The following is a 16,051-nucleotide window of genomic DNA, read 5'->3' as shown; positions in this document are numbered from 1 at the left end:
TCAAGACTGAGGCGAAAGGCTGTCGCGCACTGGGTGCGCTCCTACAAGGGGGGGCGCTACGCGAAGAGAGAGTGACCCGGGCCGCGGCAGCGGCTCGGAAGCCCGCCGCAGGCGAGCCTCATCGCGATAACGCGACGATCAGGCACAACGACTGTGCCGGTGAGACCGGCAATCAAGGCCGAGGCGAAAGGCTGTCGCGCACTGGGTGCGCTCCTACAAAAAGGGTGGGAGGGATGTGCGGGCCACGCAAAAAAAACGGGCCGCTTTCGCGGCCCGTTTTCGTGTGAGGCAAGCGTGTTGCTTACTTCAGCTTGGCATCGGCGCGCAGCGCCTCGGCCTTGTCGGTCTTTTCCCACGAGAACGCGGTGTAGGTCTTGCCGTCCGGACCCTTCACTTCGTACGGGGTGCGGCCGAAGTGACCGTAGCTGGCGGTCTGCTGGTACATCGGGTGCACCAGGTCGAGCATCTTGATGATGCCGTACGGGCGCAGGTCGAAGTGCTTGCGGATCAGCTTCTCGATCTTCTCGTCGGCGATCTTGCCGGTGCCGAAAGTGGTGACCGAGATGGAGGTCGGCTCGGCCACGCCGATGGCGTAGCTCACCTGCACTTCGCAGCGGTCGGCAATGCCGGCGGCCACGATGTTCTTGGCCACGTAGCGCGCGGCATAGGCGGCCGAACGGTCCACCTTCGACGGATCCTTGCCCGAGAACGCGCCGCCACCGTGACGGGCCCAGCCGCCGTAGGTGTCGACGATGATCTTGCGGCCGGTGAGGCCGCAGTCGCCCACCGGGCCGCCGATCACGAACTTGCCGGTCGGGTTGATGTGGAACTTGGTGCCCTTGTGCAGCAGCTTGGCCGGCAGCACGGGCTTGAGGATGTGCTCGCGCACGGCCTCGATGAGGTCCTTCTGCTTCACGTTCGGGTCGTGCTGGGTCGACAGCACCACCGCGTCGATGGCGGTCGCCACGCCGTCTTCATAGCGCAGGGTGACCTGGCTCTTGGCGTCCGGGCGCAGCCACGGCAGCGGCGAGTTCTTCTTCTTGCGGACCTTGGCCTGCTGCTCCACCAGACGGTGCGAGTAGTAGATGGCGGCCGGCATGTAGTCCTTGGTCTCGTTGGTCGCGTAGCCGAACATCAGGCCCTGGTCGCCAGCGCCCTGTTCTTCCGGCTTCTTGCGGTCCACGCCCTGGTTGATGTCCGGGCTCTGCTTGCCGATCAGGTTCAGCACGCCGCAGGTCTCGCCGTCGAAGCCGACGTCGGAGGAGTCGTAGCCGATGTCGGTGATGACCTTGCGGGTCAGCGCTTCGAGGTCGATCCAGGCGCTGGTGGTGATTTCGCCGGCGACGATCGCCACGCCCGTCTTCACCATCGTTTCGCAGGCCACGCGCGCACGCGGATCCTGCGCGATGATCGCATCGAGGACGGCATCGGAGATCTGGTCGGCGACTTTGTCCGGATGGCCTTCGGAGACCGATTCGGAGGTGAAGAGGAAGTTGCTCATCGCGGGTTATATCCTTCCTTACGGATAAAGAGATAAAAGGGGGTGGCGCATGATACACGGCCCACCCCCGCTTTGCAGCCTCAGCATGGGGTCGGGACATGACGATTTCATGCCGATTCAGCCGTTTGGACGGCTTTGCGGCCCCTTGGAAAGGACTCGCCGCCGCGCGCACGGCCCGTCAAGCCACGGGAAAAGGCAGCATAACGCAGTCGGGTCGCAGCAGGCTGGAGCGTAGGGCTCAGCCGAGCTCAGCGTCGGGTGAAGCCATCCTCGCTCCAGCCTTCGCTGCCCACGCCGTGGCGCACGAAAAACAGCCCTTCGGGGTCGTAACGGTGCTTGGCCGCGGCCAGGCGAGGGTAGTGGGGGCCCCAGAAGGACGCCTGCCAGTCGCGCTCGAAATAGTTGCTTTCCGAGACGTAGGAGCCCGCGCCGGGCGCGACCCTGAGCAAGGCGTCCATCGAGGCGTCGATGCGCCCGGCCTCCGAACGTGCGTCCTCGAGATCGGGGCCCGCGCCGCCGGGCATCCCGGGAAACGCCGGGCCGCTTTCGCCACCCGTGATGGCCAGCGCGAAGGCCTCCAGCACCTGCGGGTTGGTGGCGGTATCGCGCGATCGTTCCAGCGCATCGGCAGGTGCGCCCGCGAGCCCCTTGTTGAAATGCAGGGAAAATCCCCAGTGTCGCGTGGCGGCAAATATCGCGTCGGCCAACGCGGGCTGCCGCTGCGGATCGAGCAGCGCCTGCGGCAGCCAGGCCGAACGGTAGCCATGGATGAACTGGCCGACCTGTCCTTCGTCGCCCGCCCACAGCACATGATCGCGTGGCGCGCCGGGGCGGCTGTCGGGCACGACCAGTTGCGGCGCGTGCTGGCGGAAAAATTCCGCGTCCCAGAAATGCCGCGCGGGCAGGGCGATCACGCGGGGTTCGTCCTTGAAGCGACAGTCCTTGCGCGCACGCACCCAGGCGAAGAACGGCGCCCAGGTCTGCTCCGCCGTCGCCTGGTCCAGCCCCTGGAACACCATGGAGAGGCGCAGCGCGTTGTCGCCGCGGAACACCATCTGCTCGCCCCAGTGCGGATTGAACAGCGCATCGCGATAGAAGCGGAGCGCCTCGGCGATGAGCGCGCGATAGGCCTCGTCCGAATCCGCCTGGATCGAGCCGAACACCGCACCAAACATCTGCGGAAGTTCGTGCGTGCGCAGCGTGAGCCGCGTGATCACGCCGAAGCTGCCGCCACCGCCACCCTTGATGGCCCAGAACAACTCCGGTTCCTGCCGCGCATTGACCACGCGCACCTTGCCGTCCGCCGTGACCACCTCCGCCTCCAGCAGGCTGCCGGAAGCGGTGCCGAACCGCTTGGAGAAGCTGCCGAAGCCGCCGCTCTGCACCAGGCCGGCCACGCCGACGGTCATGCAGCCGCCGCCCTGCACGTAGCGGCCTGCCTCGGTGGTGACCGCAGCATAGGCATCCACCCACATGGCACCCGCCTGCACCGTCACCGCCGGCAAGGGGGCCTGCAGGCCTTCACAACCCACCGGCACGAAGCCGTCGTGCAAGGTCACGGCGTTCATGTGGCGCGTCCAGATCAGCAGCGAATCGGGCGCATCGGAGGTGCCCTGGTAGCTGTGGCCGCCGCCTTTCACCACCAGTCGCAGACGGTGCTCGCGGGCGAAGTTCACGGCGGCGACGACATCGGCCGTCTGCGTGGCGGCAACGGCATACACGCTGGGACGTGAGGTCCAGGCATCGACCCAGCCGCTGGTCTGGGTGAGCGATGGCGTGTCGCCGAGGTAATAGGGATTCCTGATCTGCGCGAGCGCCTCTTGCCGGGCCGCCTCGCTGGCTTGCGCGTCGAAGGGCGACTGCACGCGTTGGAGGCGCCCACCCACGGCCTTGTTCAGCTGCTCCCATTGCATGTCGCTTGGCCAGCCCGGCTGGCCGGGGCGGACGCGGGCGCGCCACTGGCCTACCGCGGCCATCGCTTCGCGGGCGAAGGCGAGCGAAGGGGAGGCTGCCCAGGGAATCAGGGGCAGGGCGAGGGCAGCCTTCAGCAGGTCGCGACGGCGCATGGTGGACTCCGGATCGGTCGGGATGCCGCCACTTTCCGCTGCTTGCGGCGCGGGGCAAGCGCCAGGTGACGAGGCGAGGCGGCCGAGGGACGAATCGCGGGCGGGCTGGGACGGACCGGGACGAACGCTGGACGCCAGCCCCTGCGTGGCTCGTCGGCACGCGTTTGGCGATACCTGCCGCGGCCTACATAATCGACAGCCTGTCGCAAGCCACAAAGAGGATCACCAGGATGAAGTCACTGATCTGGCGCGTACTGGCCACGTTGCTTTTGCTCGGCCCGCTGTCGTCGGGCGCCATGGCCGACAGCGCGCCGCCCTCGCATTGGGCACCGGACATCCATGCCTTCGTCGCCGCCGATCGCGCGCACCCGCCGGCACCGCACGGCGTGCTGTTCATCGGCAGCTCGTCCATCCAGTTCTGGAAGTCACTGGCGCAGGATTTCCCGGGCATCCCGGTGATCAACCGCGGCTTCGGCGGTTCGGCGCTGCCCGACTCCACTTTTTATGCCGACCGCATCGTGTGGCCCTACCAGCCCAGCCTCATCGTGATGTATGCCGGCGACAACGACATCAACGACGGCGCCACGGCGGACCAGGTGCTGGCCTCGTTCCAGGCGTTCGTGGCGCGTGCGCGCGAAGGCGTGCCGGGCGTGCCCATCGTCTACATCTCGATCAAGCCGAGCATCGCGCGCCTCGCGCTGTGGCCGACCATGAAGGCGGCCAACGACAAGATCCGCGACTGGGCGGCCACGCAGAAGGGCGTGCGCTTCGTCGACATCGCGCCGCTCATGGTCGATGCGAACGGCAAGCCGCGGCCCGAGCTGTTCCGCCCCGACGGCCTGCACATGCTGCCGGCCGGCTATGCGCTGTGGATCGCTGCGCTCAAGCCCGTGCTGGCCCAGTACGGCTTCGTCACCAGGACCGCTCAGTAAACCAGGGCGCGCGCCTGCACGAAGGCGAAGAAGAACACCGCGTTCGGATCGTTGCGCACGGCCTGCAACTCCTGCCGCATGCCCTCGACCGTCGCGGTGTCCACCTTGCCGGTGGCCACCAGCTGGTCGGCGGCCGACAGCAGCAGCTCCTCCCAGAACTCGATCATCTGCTTGCGTTTGCCGGGCTGGCGGTTGTCGAGGTGGAAGCTCTTCACCTCGGTCTGCACGTCGCGATAGCCGCCGGCCAGCAGCAGGTTGCCGAGCTTGGCGCCGATGAAGGGATCGCCACCGCTGTCGTACTGGTGGTCGTTGAAGGCCATCCAGTAGCGCAGCAGGTTGGGTGAATACGGATCGAGGAAGAACGAGGAGTTCAGCACCTCGGTCACGTACACGACCGCACCCGGGCTCAGCACGCGGCGCAGTTCGCTCAGTACGCGCGCCGGACTGGGCATGTGTTCCAGCACCCAGCACAGGTAGGCCGCGTCGAAACTGCGATCGGGGAAAGGCAGGTCGGTGGCATCCGCCTGTTGCAACGTATAGCGCGAACTGCACCAGGCGGTCTGCGCGAGGTTCTGCTCGGCGGCGGCGAGCTGCGCCTCGGAGCGATCCACGCCGGTGACATCCAGGTTCGGAAAACGACGCAGCAGGATTTCCGTCTGCGCGCCCACGCCGGAACCTATCTCCAGCAAGCGCGTCGCTTCGCTGTAGTCGATGCGACTGAACAGGGTGGTCTCGAACATCCGCGCCTGCCGGATCAGCCGCGACTGCTCCTCGGCCGAGAAGCCGTGGATGTAGGGAAACTCGCCGGTCACGATGCTGTTCACGGTGGCGGTTCCAGCAGACGGGGAATAGCCACGCTACACCCGCCGATGTCGTGGCGGCGCTCACGCCGCTGCGACCTCCTGCCACCCTGTTGCGGGTTGATAAGAATTATTCTCATTCGTACATTCTTGCGGTGACGGTCGCTCGATCTGCCTGGCCAAGGCCGCCTCGAGCAGATCGCCCAGGGAACAGCCACCGCGGGCCATGCCCCGCGCACGCCAGGTCCGTCTTCACCGGGCTTCCCCCCACGTTCTCCCGCTGCCCGTCAGTCGACGGGCCGGGCGGCCTGTGCCTATCGCAAGGAGCACTCCAACATGCCTATCCGTTTCTTTTCCCATCCCCGTGTCGGGCGGCAGCGCCTGGCGGCCTGCCTGTGCGCCGCGCTCGCCGCGCCGGTCATGGCGCAGCAGCATGAAGCCTCCCGACACGACGCCAAGCCATTGGAAACCGTGGTGGTGACCGCGACCGGCTTCGAGCAGGTGATCGAGGATGCGCCCGCCAGCATTTCCGTGATCACCCGGCCGGAACTGGAGAAGCGCCCGTTCCACGACCTCACCGACGCCCTGCGCGACGTGGAGGGCGTCAGCATCACCGGTCCGGCCGGCGAGCGCGACATCTTCATGCGCGGCATGCCGGGGCAGTACACGCTGATCCTGGTGGACGGCAAGCGCCAGAGCACGCGCGACAGCCGCACCAACGGCAATGCCGGCTTCGAGCAGAGCTTCATCCCGCCGCTGGAGGCGATCGAGCGCATCGAGGTGGTGCGCGGGCCGATGTCCTCGCTGTACGGCTCGGACGCGATGGGCGGCGTCATCAACATCATCACGCGCAAGATCCCCCGCCGCTGGGGCGGCTCGCTGGGCGCGGACTACACCGTGCAACAGCACGATGACTCGGGCGAAGCCTGGCAGGGGCAGTTCTATCTCGGCGGCCCGCTGGCCGGCGAGCAGATCGGGTTGCAGCTGTGGGGACGCCGCTACGTGCGCCAGGAGGACGGCATCCTCAACGGCTACCCCGGCTCGCGCGAGGGCGACGTCACCGCGCGCCTGGCACTCGAACCCGCCAAGGGGCAGCAGGTGCTGCTGGAGGCCGGCCATGAAAGCGTGCGCCGCGAGAACCACGGCGGCGACACGTTGGCCGCCAACGCGGCCGATACCTACAACCGCAATCCGCGCAACCGCTGGTCGGCGTCGCACAGCGGGCGCTGGTCGTGGGGCCAGTCCGACCTGGCGCTGTACCAGGAAACGACACGGCGCCTGGGCTATACCCGCGCGGCCGGCGCGGCGGACTACCTGCGCAACGCGCGGGCCCCGGAGATCCGCAACCGCACCGCCGACGGCAAGCTGTCGCTGCCGCTGGAGGCGCACAACCTGGTGCTGGGCGCGCAATGGCAGAACGGCCATCTGGTGGACCAGAACCCCGGCCGGCGCAACGGCCGCGACGCGCGCTTCGACATCACCCAGAGCGCCGCCTTCGCCGAGGACGAATGGGCCGTGGCCGGACGCTTCGCGCTCACCGGCGGCGTGCGGCTGGACCACCACGAGATCTACGGCAACCACTGGAGCCCGCGCCTGTACGGCGTGTGGCACGCCACCGACGACTTCACCCTCAAGGGCGGCGTATCGCGCGGCTTCCGCGCGCCGGAGATCCGCCAGATCGCGCCTGGTTATGCCTACACCACCGGCGGCGCGGGCTGCAGCTACGGTCCCAACGGCAATTGCGCGGTGATCATTGGCGATCCCCACCTCAAGGCCGAGACCAGCACCAGCACCGAAGTGGCCGCGCTGTGGGACAACCGCGCCGGCTTCAGCACCGGCCTGACCCTGTTCCACACCGCCTTCCACGACAAGGTGACGGACGTGCAGCCGCTGGACGCCAACGGCAACTACCTGCGCTGGAGCGAGGACCCGAACTACCGCGTCTACTACTACCGCAACGTGGACAAGGCGCGCATCCGCGGCGCCGAACTCACCGCGCGCTGGTCGCCGCAGCGTGACTGGACCTTCAAGGGCAATGCCACCTACACCAGCTCCAGGCAGCAGAGCGGCGACTACAAGGGCTACGCGCTGGCGCGCACGCCCAAGTGGCTGGGCAACGCGCGCGTGGACTGGAACGCCGCGCGCAGGCTCAGCCTGTGGGCCGCCGCGAACTACCATGGCAAGGAGATCAACGCGCAGCTGCGCGCCGGCGGCGCGGGCCGGCCGATCAGCACGCCCGATGGGCGCACCGTGCGCGAGTACGGTTCCTATGCCACCGCTGACCTCGGCCTGTCGTGGCACTTGAGCCGCACCGCCACGTTGAACGCGGCGCTCTACAACCTCACCGATCGCCGCCTGGCCTATGACGACTACAACACCATCGACGATGGGCGCCGCCTGTGGGTGGGCGTGAACGTGCGGCTGTGAACGCCATCTGCCGATTCGGGGCACTCGTCGCCATGCTGTGCGTGCCCGCCGCCATGGCGCAGCGTTTCGACGCCATGCGTCCACCCGCTTCGCAACCGCCGGCCGAGGCGGTGGGCGTCGACGCCTCGCGCCTTGCCGTCATGACCATGGATGGCCCAGCGGGGCATCGCTATCGCATCCAGGTTGCCACTATCGGCCAGGCGCCGCCGGACGGCTATCCCGTGCTCTATCTGCTCGACGGCAATGCCTCGATGGCCGCATTGAAAGCGGCGGACCAGGCGCCACTCTTGCGCGGCGGCGTACTGCTGGTGGCGGTGGGCTACGACACCGACGCCTGTTTCGACACCACGGCGCGCGCGCTGGACTACACCCCGCCGCGTCGCGATGGGCAGCCCGCGCTCGATCCGCGCGTGCCGGGTCGGCATGGTGGTGGCGCCGATGCCTTCCTCGACTTCCTGCAGCAACGCGTGATGCCGCGCATGGCCGCCGAGTGGCCGGTGGATGCGCACCGCCAAGGCATCTGGGGCCATTCCTACGGCGGCCTGCTGGCGCTGCACGCGTTGTATACGCGGCCCGGCCTGTTCGCCTTCCACGCCGCGGCCAGCCCCGCGCTGGGCTGGCAGGCGCCGCTGATGGACGAGGAAGCCGGCGCCTTCATCGCCGGCGCTCACCGCGCAAACGCGCGGCTGTTGTTGATGGCCGGTGGCGCGGAGCGGCCCGCGGACGCGTCATCGATGATCCCCGCGCAATCCTTGGCCGGGCGGCTGCGCGGCGTGCCGGGCCTGCAGGTGGACTGGCGGCTGTTTCCCGGGCTAAGCCATGGCGAGGCGTTCAGCGCGTCGCTGGGGCCGGCGATCCGGTCGTTCCTGGATGGGCCCGGATGAAGGTGAGCACGTCGTCCAGCGTCGGCGCATCGCCACGCAGGGGACGCGACAGCGCGAACAACAGCGCTTCGTGTTCCACGTTCGGGTAGAGCTTCAAGGTCACGTCCTCGTGCCGGGCTTCCATGGCCCGCGCCAATGAGATCGCGTTGGAGGGCGTCACCTCGCGGTCGTCCGCGCCCTGCAGCAACAGCATGGGCGGCTCGTCGCCGCGAACGTAGGAGACCGGTTGTCCACGTTGCTGCGACTCGGCCGTCTCGCCGAACGCGGCGATCATGTCCGCGTCGTCCGCGGGCACCGGCACGAAGTCGTAGCAGCCGGCGAGGCCGATGAATCCGGCCAGATCGCGCGGCCGCATGTCGGACGCCGCCAGCCATTCGGGATCGGTGGCCAGCAGCGCCGCGATCTGCCCGCCGGCCGAATGGCCCATCACGAAGATATCGCCCGGCTCGCCGCCGAGTTCAGCAGCGTGGGCGTGCGTCCACGCAACCGCCTCCGCCGCGTCGCCCATGAATCCATCCAGCGCAACCCGCGGCACCTTGCGGTAATCGGGGATCACCGCCACCACGCCTTCGGCCGCGAGCGCCGTGCCCACGAAGCGATACCACGCGCGCTCGCCGCGCGCCCAGTCGCCGCCGTAGAAGAACACCACCACCGGGGCATGCGCGGCACCGCTGGGCGCATAGACGTCCAATGCCAGCCGGTGCGCGTGGTCGAACTCCACAGCGCGCTGCCGCACGACACCATGCCGCTGGTCGGTGGCGTTGAGCCCGGCGAACAGCGTGGCCTCGCAGCCGGCCAGCAGCAGGCAGGTGCAGGCGACCCACGCCATGGCCAATGCCCTTGGCCATGTCATCCGGTTGGGGCGAAACCGCGGCATAAGGTGGCTTCGGCGGACAAAACCGGATGATGACCCGAAGCCCGGCGCAAGGGTTTGCGGCCTCCTTCACCGCCAAGCGCGATACGCCACATCATCAAAGCGACTGCGCCGACACGACGATGGGCCGGATGGACATATCGGGTGGCCGCGGCCACCTGCGAACCTGCCGAGCTGATGGTTTGCATGCCCACATGCATGCAAGGAAGGGACATGACCCGCACCGCCATCGGCGTCCGGGGGCCTCGTCCGAGTCCGCCACCCCGGGCGCGACCTCGAAAGGACTCGATTCGACAAGCTCAGGGAGTGGGAATGAAAAGCAACGGGAAACTCGGTGCAGTGATGGCGGCCCTGTGCGGCTTCGCCGCCACGACGGCCGGCTGCAGCACCATGGACATGAAGGGCGCGACCCAGAACGTGGACGAGCAGCGCAAGGCACAGGAGGCGCAGATTCCGACCTGCACCCGCAAGCTGGGCACGGTGGCGGTCAACGAGCCCGAGGCCGCCAACAACTGGTGGACCGGCCAGCAACTGCCGGCGCCGTCCAAGCTCATCAAGGTATTCGTCAGCAAGTCCGGCTGCTTCACCCTGGTCGACCGCGGGGCGGGCATGGATGCCGCCCTGCGTGAACGCGCATTGGCCTCGGGCGGCGAGTTGCGCGCGCAGTCCAACCTCGGCAAGGGCCAGGTGAAGGCGGCCGACTACGTGCTGGTGCCGGACCTGGTGTCGAGCAACCGCGACGCGGGCGGCAGTTCGATCGGTGGCCTGCTCGGGGGCCTGGTGGGCGGAAGCGCCGGCGCCATCGCCAGCAACGTCAACTTCTCCACCAAGACCGCCGACGTCGTGCTGACCCTGACCGACGTGCGCTCCTCCGAACAGGTGGCCATGACCGAGGGCAGCGCGAAGAAAACCGACATCGGCTTTGGCGCGGGAGGCGCGCTGTTCGGCGGTTCCGCCCTCGGCGCCGCCGGCGTCGGCGGCTATGCCAACACCACCATCGGCCAGGTCATCACCATGGCCTACCTGCAGGCCTACACCGAGATGGTGACGCAGCTGGGCGGCCTTTCCGGCAATGCGGCCCAGGCCAACGCCCGGCAATCGGTGACGGTAACGGCGAAGGGGCGCCTGCTCGCCACGGCATCCGGGGGCAAGCCCGTACGCGACGTCACGCCCGGCTTGACGCTCTATCCCACCGGCAGCAAGCAGGGCGCGATGTGGGAAGTCGAGGACGAACTGGGCAACAAGGGCTGGATCAACTCCACCTTGCTCGAGCTTTCCAAGTAACCCTTCGCTTCACCGGGCCGCGCGTGCGGTCCGGTGAACAAGGCTTTGACCTGTAGGAGCGCACCCAGTGCGCGACCGCGGACTGACAGGGTTGCTCCGGTCTGCGGTGGTCGCGACGACCCAGGCCAAGGTGCGTTGCGACGCCGCGGTCGCGCACTGGGTGCGCTCCTACAGAGGTAGGAAGGAACTTCGCGAGCACCCACCCCTCCCCCAGCCCGCTCTCTCCTCGCTCCTCAAAGCCGCGGCCATCCATGGCCGCTCCCCGCGTGCCCCGGAGGGGAGAGGGGGAAAGTGCGTGGTGCCCCATAGGCTTCATCACGGCTCAGCGAAGCGGCTTTAAGTCCTCTTCGCGATGACGCGTTGCGGTGTAGCCACGCCGTTCGAGGTAGCAACGAGCCCATCACGGCTGGCCTCGCTCATCCGACGCTTCTATCCCACGTACTGCTATGAGCCTTGGCTCAAAGGCCATTTTCTTTGGGTTACTTTTCTTTTGGGCCAGCAAAAGAAAAGTGACTCGGCGGTCCCACGGGACTAGCTTCGCGTCGCCGGCAGGACGTCGAAACGCCCGCTGCGTAGGCGGCAATCTGGCGGTAGCGGAGCTACCGAGGGCAATAGCCCGCTCTTAAGAAAGAACGTGCAGCCCACCGCAAAAGGCTGTCGCGCACAGGGTGCGCTCCTACATTCGGGGGGCAAGTGTGGTGTTCAGGCCGCCAGGCGTTCGCCGGCTTCCAGCGCCCCGAAATACTCGTGCGTCAGCCGCAACTGATCCTGTGCGCTTTCGGCGCGGTTCACCACATGGCGAAAGGCGGCATTCTCCGGGCGATCCTTCGCATACCAGCCCAGATGCTTGCGCGCGATCCGCACGCCCTGCAGTTCGCCATAGAAGGCGTAAAGCTGTTCCAGGTGATGCACCAGGATGTCGCGCACTTCGGCCGGCGCGGGTTCCGGCAGCGTTTCGCCCGTGGCGAGGTAATGCGCGATCTCGCGGAAGATCCACGGTCGCCCCTGCGCGCCGCGACCCACCATCACCGCATCGGCGCCGGTCACGTCGAGCACATGCTTCGCCTGCCGCGGCGTGAGCACATCGCCATTGGCGAGCACGGGAATGCGAACAGCTGCCTTTACCGCCGCGATCGTCTCGTACTCGGCCTCGCCTTCGTACTTGTCGGCGCGCGTGCGACCGTGCACGGCGAGCGCGGCGATGCCGGCGTCCTCGGCGATCTTCGCGATGGTGAGCGCGTTCTTGTTCTGGCGGTCCCAGCCGGTGCGGATCTTCAAGGTGACCGGCACGTCCACCGCGTCCACCACCGCCTTCACGATGCGCGCGACCAGCGGCTCGTCCTGCAGCAGGGCGGAACCCGACCACACGTTGCACACTTTTTTCGCCGGGCAACCCATGTTGATGTCGACGATCTGCGCGCCGTTGTCGGCGTTGTAGCGCGCCGCCTCCGCCAGCATGGCTGGGTCGTAGCCGGCGATCTGCACGCTCACCGGCTCGGGCTCGCCCGCGTGGTCCATGCGTTGCCGCGACTTGCGCGTCTGCCACAGGCGCGGGTCGGCGTGGGTCATCTCGGACACGGCCAGGCCCGCGCCCAGCCGTTTGCACAGCAGGCGGAAAGGCTTGTCGGTGACCCCGGCCATGGGCGCGAGCACCACGGGCGGATCGATGCGGTAGGGGCCGATCTGCATGGGGGTAGTGTAGCGGGCCACGGTTTGGCCCGCTGAACGGGATCGGGCCTTCCTCTGTAGGAGCGCACCCAGTGCGCGACCGCGGCGCGTCGGCGTCATCGCTCCGTTGGCTTTTCGCGCACTGGGTGCGCTCCTACAAAAAAGAGGCGGTCAGTGCGAGGCTTTCGCCGCCAGCTGCCGCACACGCATCGGCTCATGCTTGTGCTTGAACAGCAGCATGAACAGCACCGCCACCACCAGCGAATACGTGGCGAAGGTGATCCAGATGCCGTGCCAGTCCTTGCTCTGGTCCGGCCGGGTGAAGCATGCCTCGATGATGAGGCCGCTGATCGAGCTGCCCAGCACGGCGCCGATGCCGTTGGTCATCAGCATGAACAGGCCCTGGGCGCTGGCGCGGATCGAGGGATCGCTCTGGCCTTCCACGAACAGCGAGCCGGAGATGTTGAAGAAGTCGAAGGCCATGCCGTAGACGATGCACGACAGCACGATCATCCACAGGCCCGAGCCCGGGTTGCCATAGGCGAACAGGCCGAAGCGCAGCGTCCACGCCAGCATGCTGATCAGCATCACCGTCTTGATGCCGAAGCGGCGCAGGAAGAACGGGATGGCCAGGATGAACAGCGTTTCGGAGATCTGCGAGATGGACATGATGATGGCCGGGTAACGCACCGCCACCAGTTCCTTGTATTCGCCCATCTGCGCGAAGTCGTGCAGGAAGGTATCGCCATAGGCGTTGGTGAGCTGCAGCGCCGCGCCCAGCAGCATCGCGAAGATGAAGAAGATCGCCATGCGCGCTTCGCGGAACAGCTTGAACGAGGTGAGGCCGAACGTGTCGAGCCACGACTGGTTCGCGCTGCGCTGGAAGCGCGGCGGGCAGGCCGGCAGCGTGAAGGCATACAGGCCCAGCAGCACCGCGGCACCGGATGCGACGTAGAACTGGCCCGAGGACGTTTCCAGGCGCAGCAGGCTCACCGTCCACAGCGCGGCGATGAAGCCCACGGTGCCCCACACGCGGATCGGCGGATAATCCTTGATGATGTCCTTGCCGTCGCTCTTGAGCGCGTTGTACGCCACCGCGATGGAGAGCGAGATGGTCGGCATGTAGAACATCATGTTGAGCAGCATCACCCAGAACATCAGGCTGGGCGACTGCACCATCGGCACGCAGAACAGGATGGCGGCGCCGCACAGGTGGAAGATGCCGTAGAGCTTCTCCGCATTGATGTACTTGTCCGCGATCACGCCCGCGATGGACGGCATGAACAGCGAGGCGATGCCCATGGTCGAGAAGATCGCGCCGAACTGCGCGCCCGACCAATGCTTGTCCTGGAACCAGTAGGCACCGATGGTGAGCAGCCACGACCCCCATACAAAGAATTGCAGGAAGTTCATTGCAATCAGGCGGAGTCGAAGGCTCATCAGCGTCGTCGTGGGTTCAAAAGAGCGGTGGAAATCGGTCCGGGAGGCACGCACCCAACAGCAGGCCGAGCCTAGGCCGGGCCTGTCCAAGCGAGGCGGAGATCCCCCTGCACGGCCAAGGGCGTCCCGAGGACGTGTAAAAATAAGAGCCTAGAGGAACCACCGCCACGGCGACAAGCTGCGTCGCCGCGAGAAAGTGCGGGTTCCGCCATCGTGGAGAGCGCCGTGAACCTGTTCCTGACCATCGCCGTCGTGCACTTGGTGGCCCTGCTGAGCCCCGGCCCGGACTTCTTCTTCGTGTCGCAGACAGCGGTGAGCCGCACGCGCCGCCAGGCCATGTTCGGCGTCATCGGCATCACCCTGGGCGTGGTGGTGTGGTCGGCGCTGGCGCTGGCGGGCCTGCAACTGGTGCTGCAGCGGCTGGCCTGGCTGGAACGCCTGATCAGCATTGCCGGCGGCCTCTACCTCGCCTGGATGGGCGTGAAGATGCTGCGCGGCGCCCTGCGCGCTCCCGCCACGCCGGCCGGCGAGCCGCAGCAGGTGCTGCAGCAGAGCGACTGGGCCACGTTGCGCGCGGGCCTGCTCACCAATCTCTCCAATCCGAAGGTGGTGATCTATTTCGGCAGCGTGTTTTCCGCCTTTCTCGGTGACGGCGTCAGCGCGGGCGCCCGCTGGGGGCTCTGGAGCATGGTGGTGATCGAGACCCTGCTTTGGTTCAGCGTGGTGGCCGGTGTATTCGCCTTGCCCGCCATGCGCCGCGGCTACCTGCGGCTTTCACGCTGGATCGATGGCATGGCCGGCGCCGTGTTCGTGGCGTTCGGCCTGCACCTGATCTTTTCCAGGCGCACGGTCTGAGTTTTGCCTTGCGGATTTTGCCTTGTAGGAGCGCACCCAGTGCGCGACCGCGGGGCTTGGGATTACCTCTCCGTAGGCTTTTCGCGCACTGGGTGCGCTCCTACAGGGAAGGCGTGGACATGCCGGACCCGCCCGCAATGTGCTCGCGATATGCCAGCAACGCCGCCTGCCTCGACGGAAAATAGAGTATGCCCGTGCGCTCCGGCGGCAGGCCCGCGCGCGTCATCAACTTGATCAACTGCGGTGTGCGACCGGCGATCACCAGCTGCGTGCCCTGGTGCTCCAGCGTGCGACGGAGCTCGTCGATGGCGAGGAATCCGGTGATGTCGGTCTTGGTCATCGAGATCGCGTCGATGATGACCCAGCGCGGACGCTGGCTCTGCGCAAGATGCACGACGCGCTGGCGGAAATAGTCGGCGTTGAAGAAGGTCAGCGGCGATTCGAAACGGTAGATCAGCAGGCCCGGGATGGCGTGCGCCTCGGGGTAGTGCGCCAGTTCGTAGAAGCCGTCGCGGCCGTCGATACGTCCGAATTGTTGCTCGGCAGGGCGACGCACCTGTGAAAGGAAATGCAGCAGGGCGATCGCCACGGCAAGCAGGATGCCGGACATCACGCCGAACAGCACCACGCCTGCCACGGTCGACCATGCAATCGCATGTTCGCCGCGGCTGAAGCGACGCAGCTCGCGCAGGCCCCCGAAGTCGATCAGGCTGATGGCCGCCGCCACCAGGATCGTGCTCAGCGCGGCGATCGGCAGCATTGCCAGCACCTGGCCGAAGAACAGCATCACCAGCAGGATCACCAGCGCGCCGATGATCGATACCAGCGGGCTTTTGCCGCCGTTGGCATCGTTCACCGCCGTGCGCGAGCTGGAGCCGCTGACGGCGAAGCCCTGGCAGGCCGCGCTGGCCAGGTGCGACAGGCCCAGCGCGAGGAATTCCTGGTCGCCATCGACGTGGTAATTGTTCTTCGCCGCGAAACTGCGGCTGGTGAGCATGCCGCTGCTGAAGGTGATCAACGCCAGCGCGCCCGCCGCGGGAATCAGCGTGCCGAGCAGTTCATGCGGAAGGGCAGGTGCAACCCAGGTGGGCAGGCCCGTCGGCAACGCACCCACCACCACGACGCCACGATTGGCCAGGCGCAGCATCCAGGTGGCGAACACGGCGCCGCCCACCGCGACCAGTGCCGCCGGTGCGCGCGGCCATAGCAGTTTCACCAGGAAAAACGCGGCAAAGGTGCCGGCCGAGAGCAGCGCAGTCGGCCAATGCACGCGGTGCAGCTGCATGAACAGCGACCACGCCTGCCCGATGGTGTCCTTGC

12 protein-coding genes are annotated in these 16,051 nt (G+C 67.3%); 5 read left to right on the top strand and 7 right to left on the bottom strand.

Translation table 11 applies throughout. The annotated features are described in order from the left end of the window. Window positions 1-301: 301 nt before the first annotated feature. Window positions 302-1,501: a methionine adenosyltransferase gene (gene metK / locus JMF82_RS19815; protein WP_111980972.1), complete on the bottom strand. Its 1,200-nt coding sequence runs from the start codon at window positions 1,499-1,501 to the stop codon at window positions 302-304. Window positions 1,502-1,749: 248 nt separating this feature from the next. Continuing rightward, window positions 1,750-3,567, bottom strand: a complete 1,818-nt coding sequence (locus JMF82_RS19810; protein ID WP_201316248.1) for an FAD-binding oxidoreductase — start codon at window positions 3,565-3,567, stop codon at window positions 1,750-1,752. A 230-nt stretch (window positions 3,568-3,797) separates the two neighbouring features. Here JMF82_RS19810 and JMF82_RS19805 point away from each other — a divergent pair, with 230 nt between their 5' ends. After that, window positions 3,798-4,499 carry an SGNH/GDSL hydrolase family protein gene (locus JMF82_RS19805; RefSeq protein ID WP_201316247.1) on the top strand — a complete coding sequence of 234 codons (702 nt, stop codon included), beginning with the start codon at window positions 3,798-3,800 and terminating at the stop codon, window positions 4,497-4,499. Here JMF82_RS19805 and JMF82_RS19800 read toward each other — a convergent pair. After that, window positions 4,493-5,314 carry a class I SAM-dependent methyltransferase gene (locus JMF82_RS19800; RefSeq protein ID WP_201316250.1) on the bottom strand — a complete coding sequence of 274 codons (822 nt, stop codon included), beginning with the start codon at window positions 5,312-5,314 and terminating at the stop codon, window positions 4,493-4,495. The two genes, JMF82_RS19805 and JMF82_RS19800, sit on opposite strands and share 7 nt — an antisense overlap. A gap of 321 nt (window positions 5,315-5,635) precedes the next feature. Between JMF82_RS19800 and JMF82_RS19795 the strand changes: the two genes are divergently transcribed. Together JMF82_RS19795 and JMF82_RS19790 are read left to right on the top strand one after the other, a co-directional pair. Then, the gene (locus tag JMF82_RS19795; protein WP_201316246.1) at window positions 5,636-7,726 is read left to right on the top strand and encodes a TonB-dependent receptor; all 2,091 of its coding nucleotides are present in this window, start codon (window positions 5,636-5,638) and stop codon (window positions 7,724-7,726) included. Further along, the gene (locus tag JMF82_RS19790; protein ID WP_201316245.1) at window positions 7,723-8,610 is read left to right on the top strand and encodes an alpha/beta hydrolase-fold protein; all 888 of its coding nucleotides are present in this window, start codon (window positions 7,723-7,725) and stop codon (window positions 8,608-8,610) included. Before JMF82_RS19795 ends, JMF82_RS19790 begins: the two co-directional genes overlap by 4 nt. Here JMF82_RS19790 and JMF82_RS19785 read toward each other — a convergent pair. Beyond that, window positions 8,558-9,439 carry an alpha/beta hydrolase gene (locus tag JMF82_RS19785; RefSeq protein ID WP_236585593.1) on the bottom strand — a complete coding sequence of 294 codons (882 nt, stop codon included), beginning with the start codon at window positions 9,437-9,439 and terminating at the stop codon, window positions 8,558-8,560. The two genes, JMF82_RS19790 and JMF82_RS19785, sit on opposite strands and share 53 nt — an antisense overlap. Window positions 9,440-9,796: 357 nt before the next feature. Between JMF82_RS19785 and JMF82_RS19780 the strand changes: the two genes are divergently transcribed. Further along, entirely contained in the window at window positions 9,797-10,768 is a 972-nt protein-coding gene (locus JMF82_RS19780; RefSeq protein WP_201316243.1) for a CsgG/HfaB family protein, read from the top strand. Window positions 10,769-11,470: 702 nt separating this feature from the next. Here JMF82_RS19780 and dusB read toward each other — a convergent pair. Further along, window positions 11,471-12,457: a tRNA dihydrouridine synthase DusB gene (gene dusB, locus JMF82_RS19775; protein WP_201316249.1), complete on the bottom strand. Its 987-nt coding sequence runs from the start codon at window positions 12,455-12,457 to the stop codon at window positions 11,471-11,473. 150 nt (window positions 12,458-12,607) lie between these two features. Continuing rightward, window positions 12,608-13,876, bottom strand: a complete 1,269-nt coding sequence (locus JMF82_RS19770) for a nucleoside permease (RefSeq protein ID WP_201316242.1) — start codon at window positions 13,874-13,876, stop codon at window positions 12,608-12,610. Window positions 13,877-14,101: 225 nt separating this feature from the next. Here JMF82_RS19770 and rhtC point away from each other — a divergent pair, with 225 nt between their 5' ends. Further along, window positions 14,102-14,731, top strand: a complete 630-nt coding sequence (gene rhtC / locus JMF82_RS19765) for a threonine export protein RhtC (RefSeq protein ID WP_201316241.1) — start codon at window positions 14,102-14,104, stop codon at window positions 14,729-14,731. Between the two features lie 100 nt (window positions 14,732-14,831). Here the strand turns inward: rhtC and JMF82_RS19760 are convergent. Next, the coding region (locus tag JMF82_RS19760) for a SulP family inorganic anion transporter (protein WP_201316240.1) at window positions 14,832-16,051 on the bottom strand (1,220 nt) is incomplete at its 5' end.

Source organism: Dyella sp. EPa41, from assembly GCF_016586165.1.
Lineage (GTDB): Bacteria > Pseudomonadota > Gammaproteobacteria > Xanthomonadales > Rhodanobacteraceae > Dyella.
The sequence above is the reverse complement of the archived record's forward strand: the minus strand, read 5'-3'. Positions and strand labels throughout refer to the sequence as shown.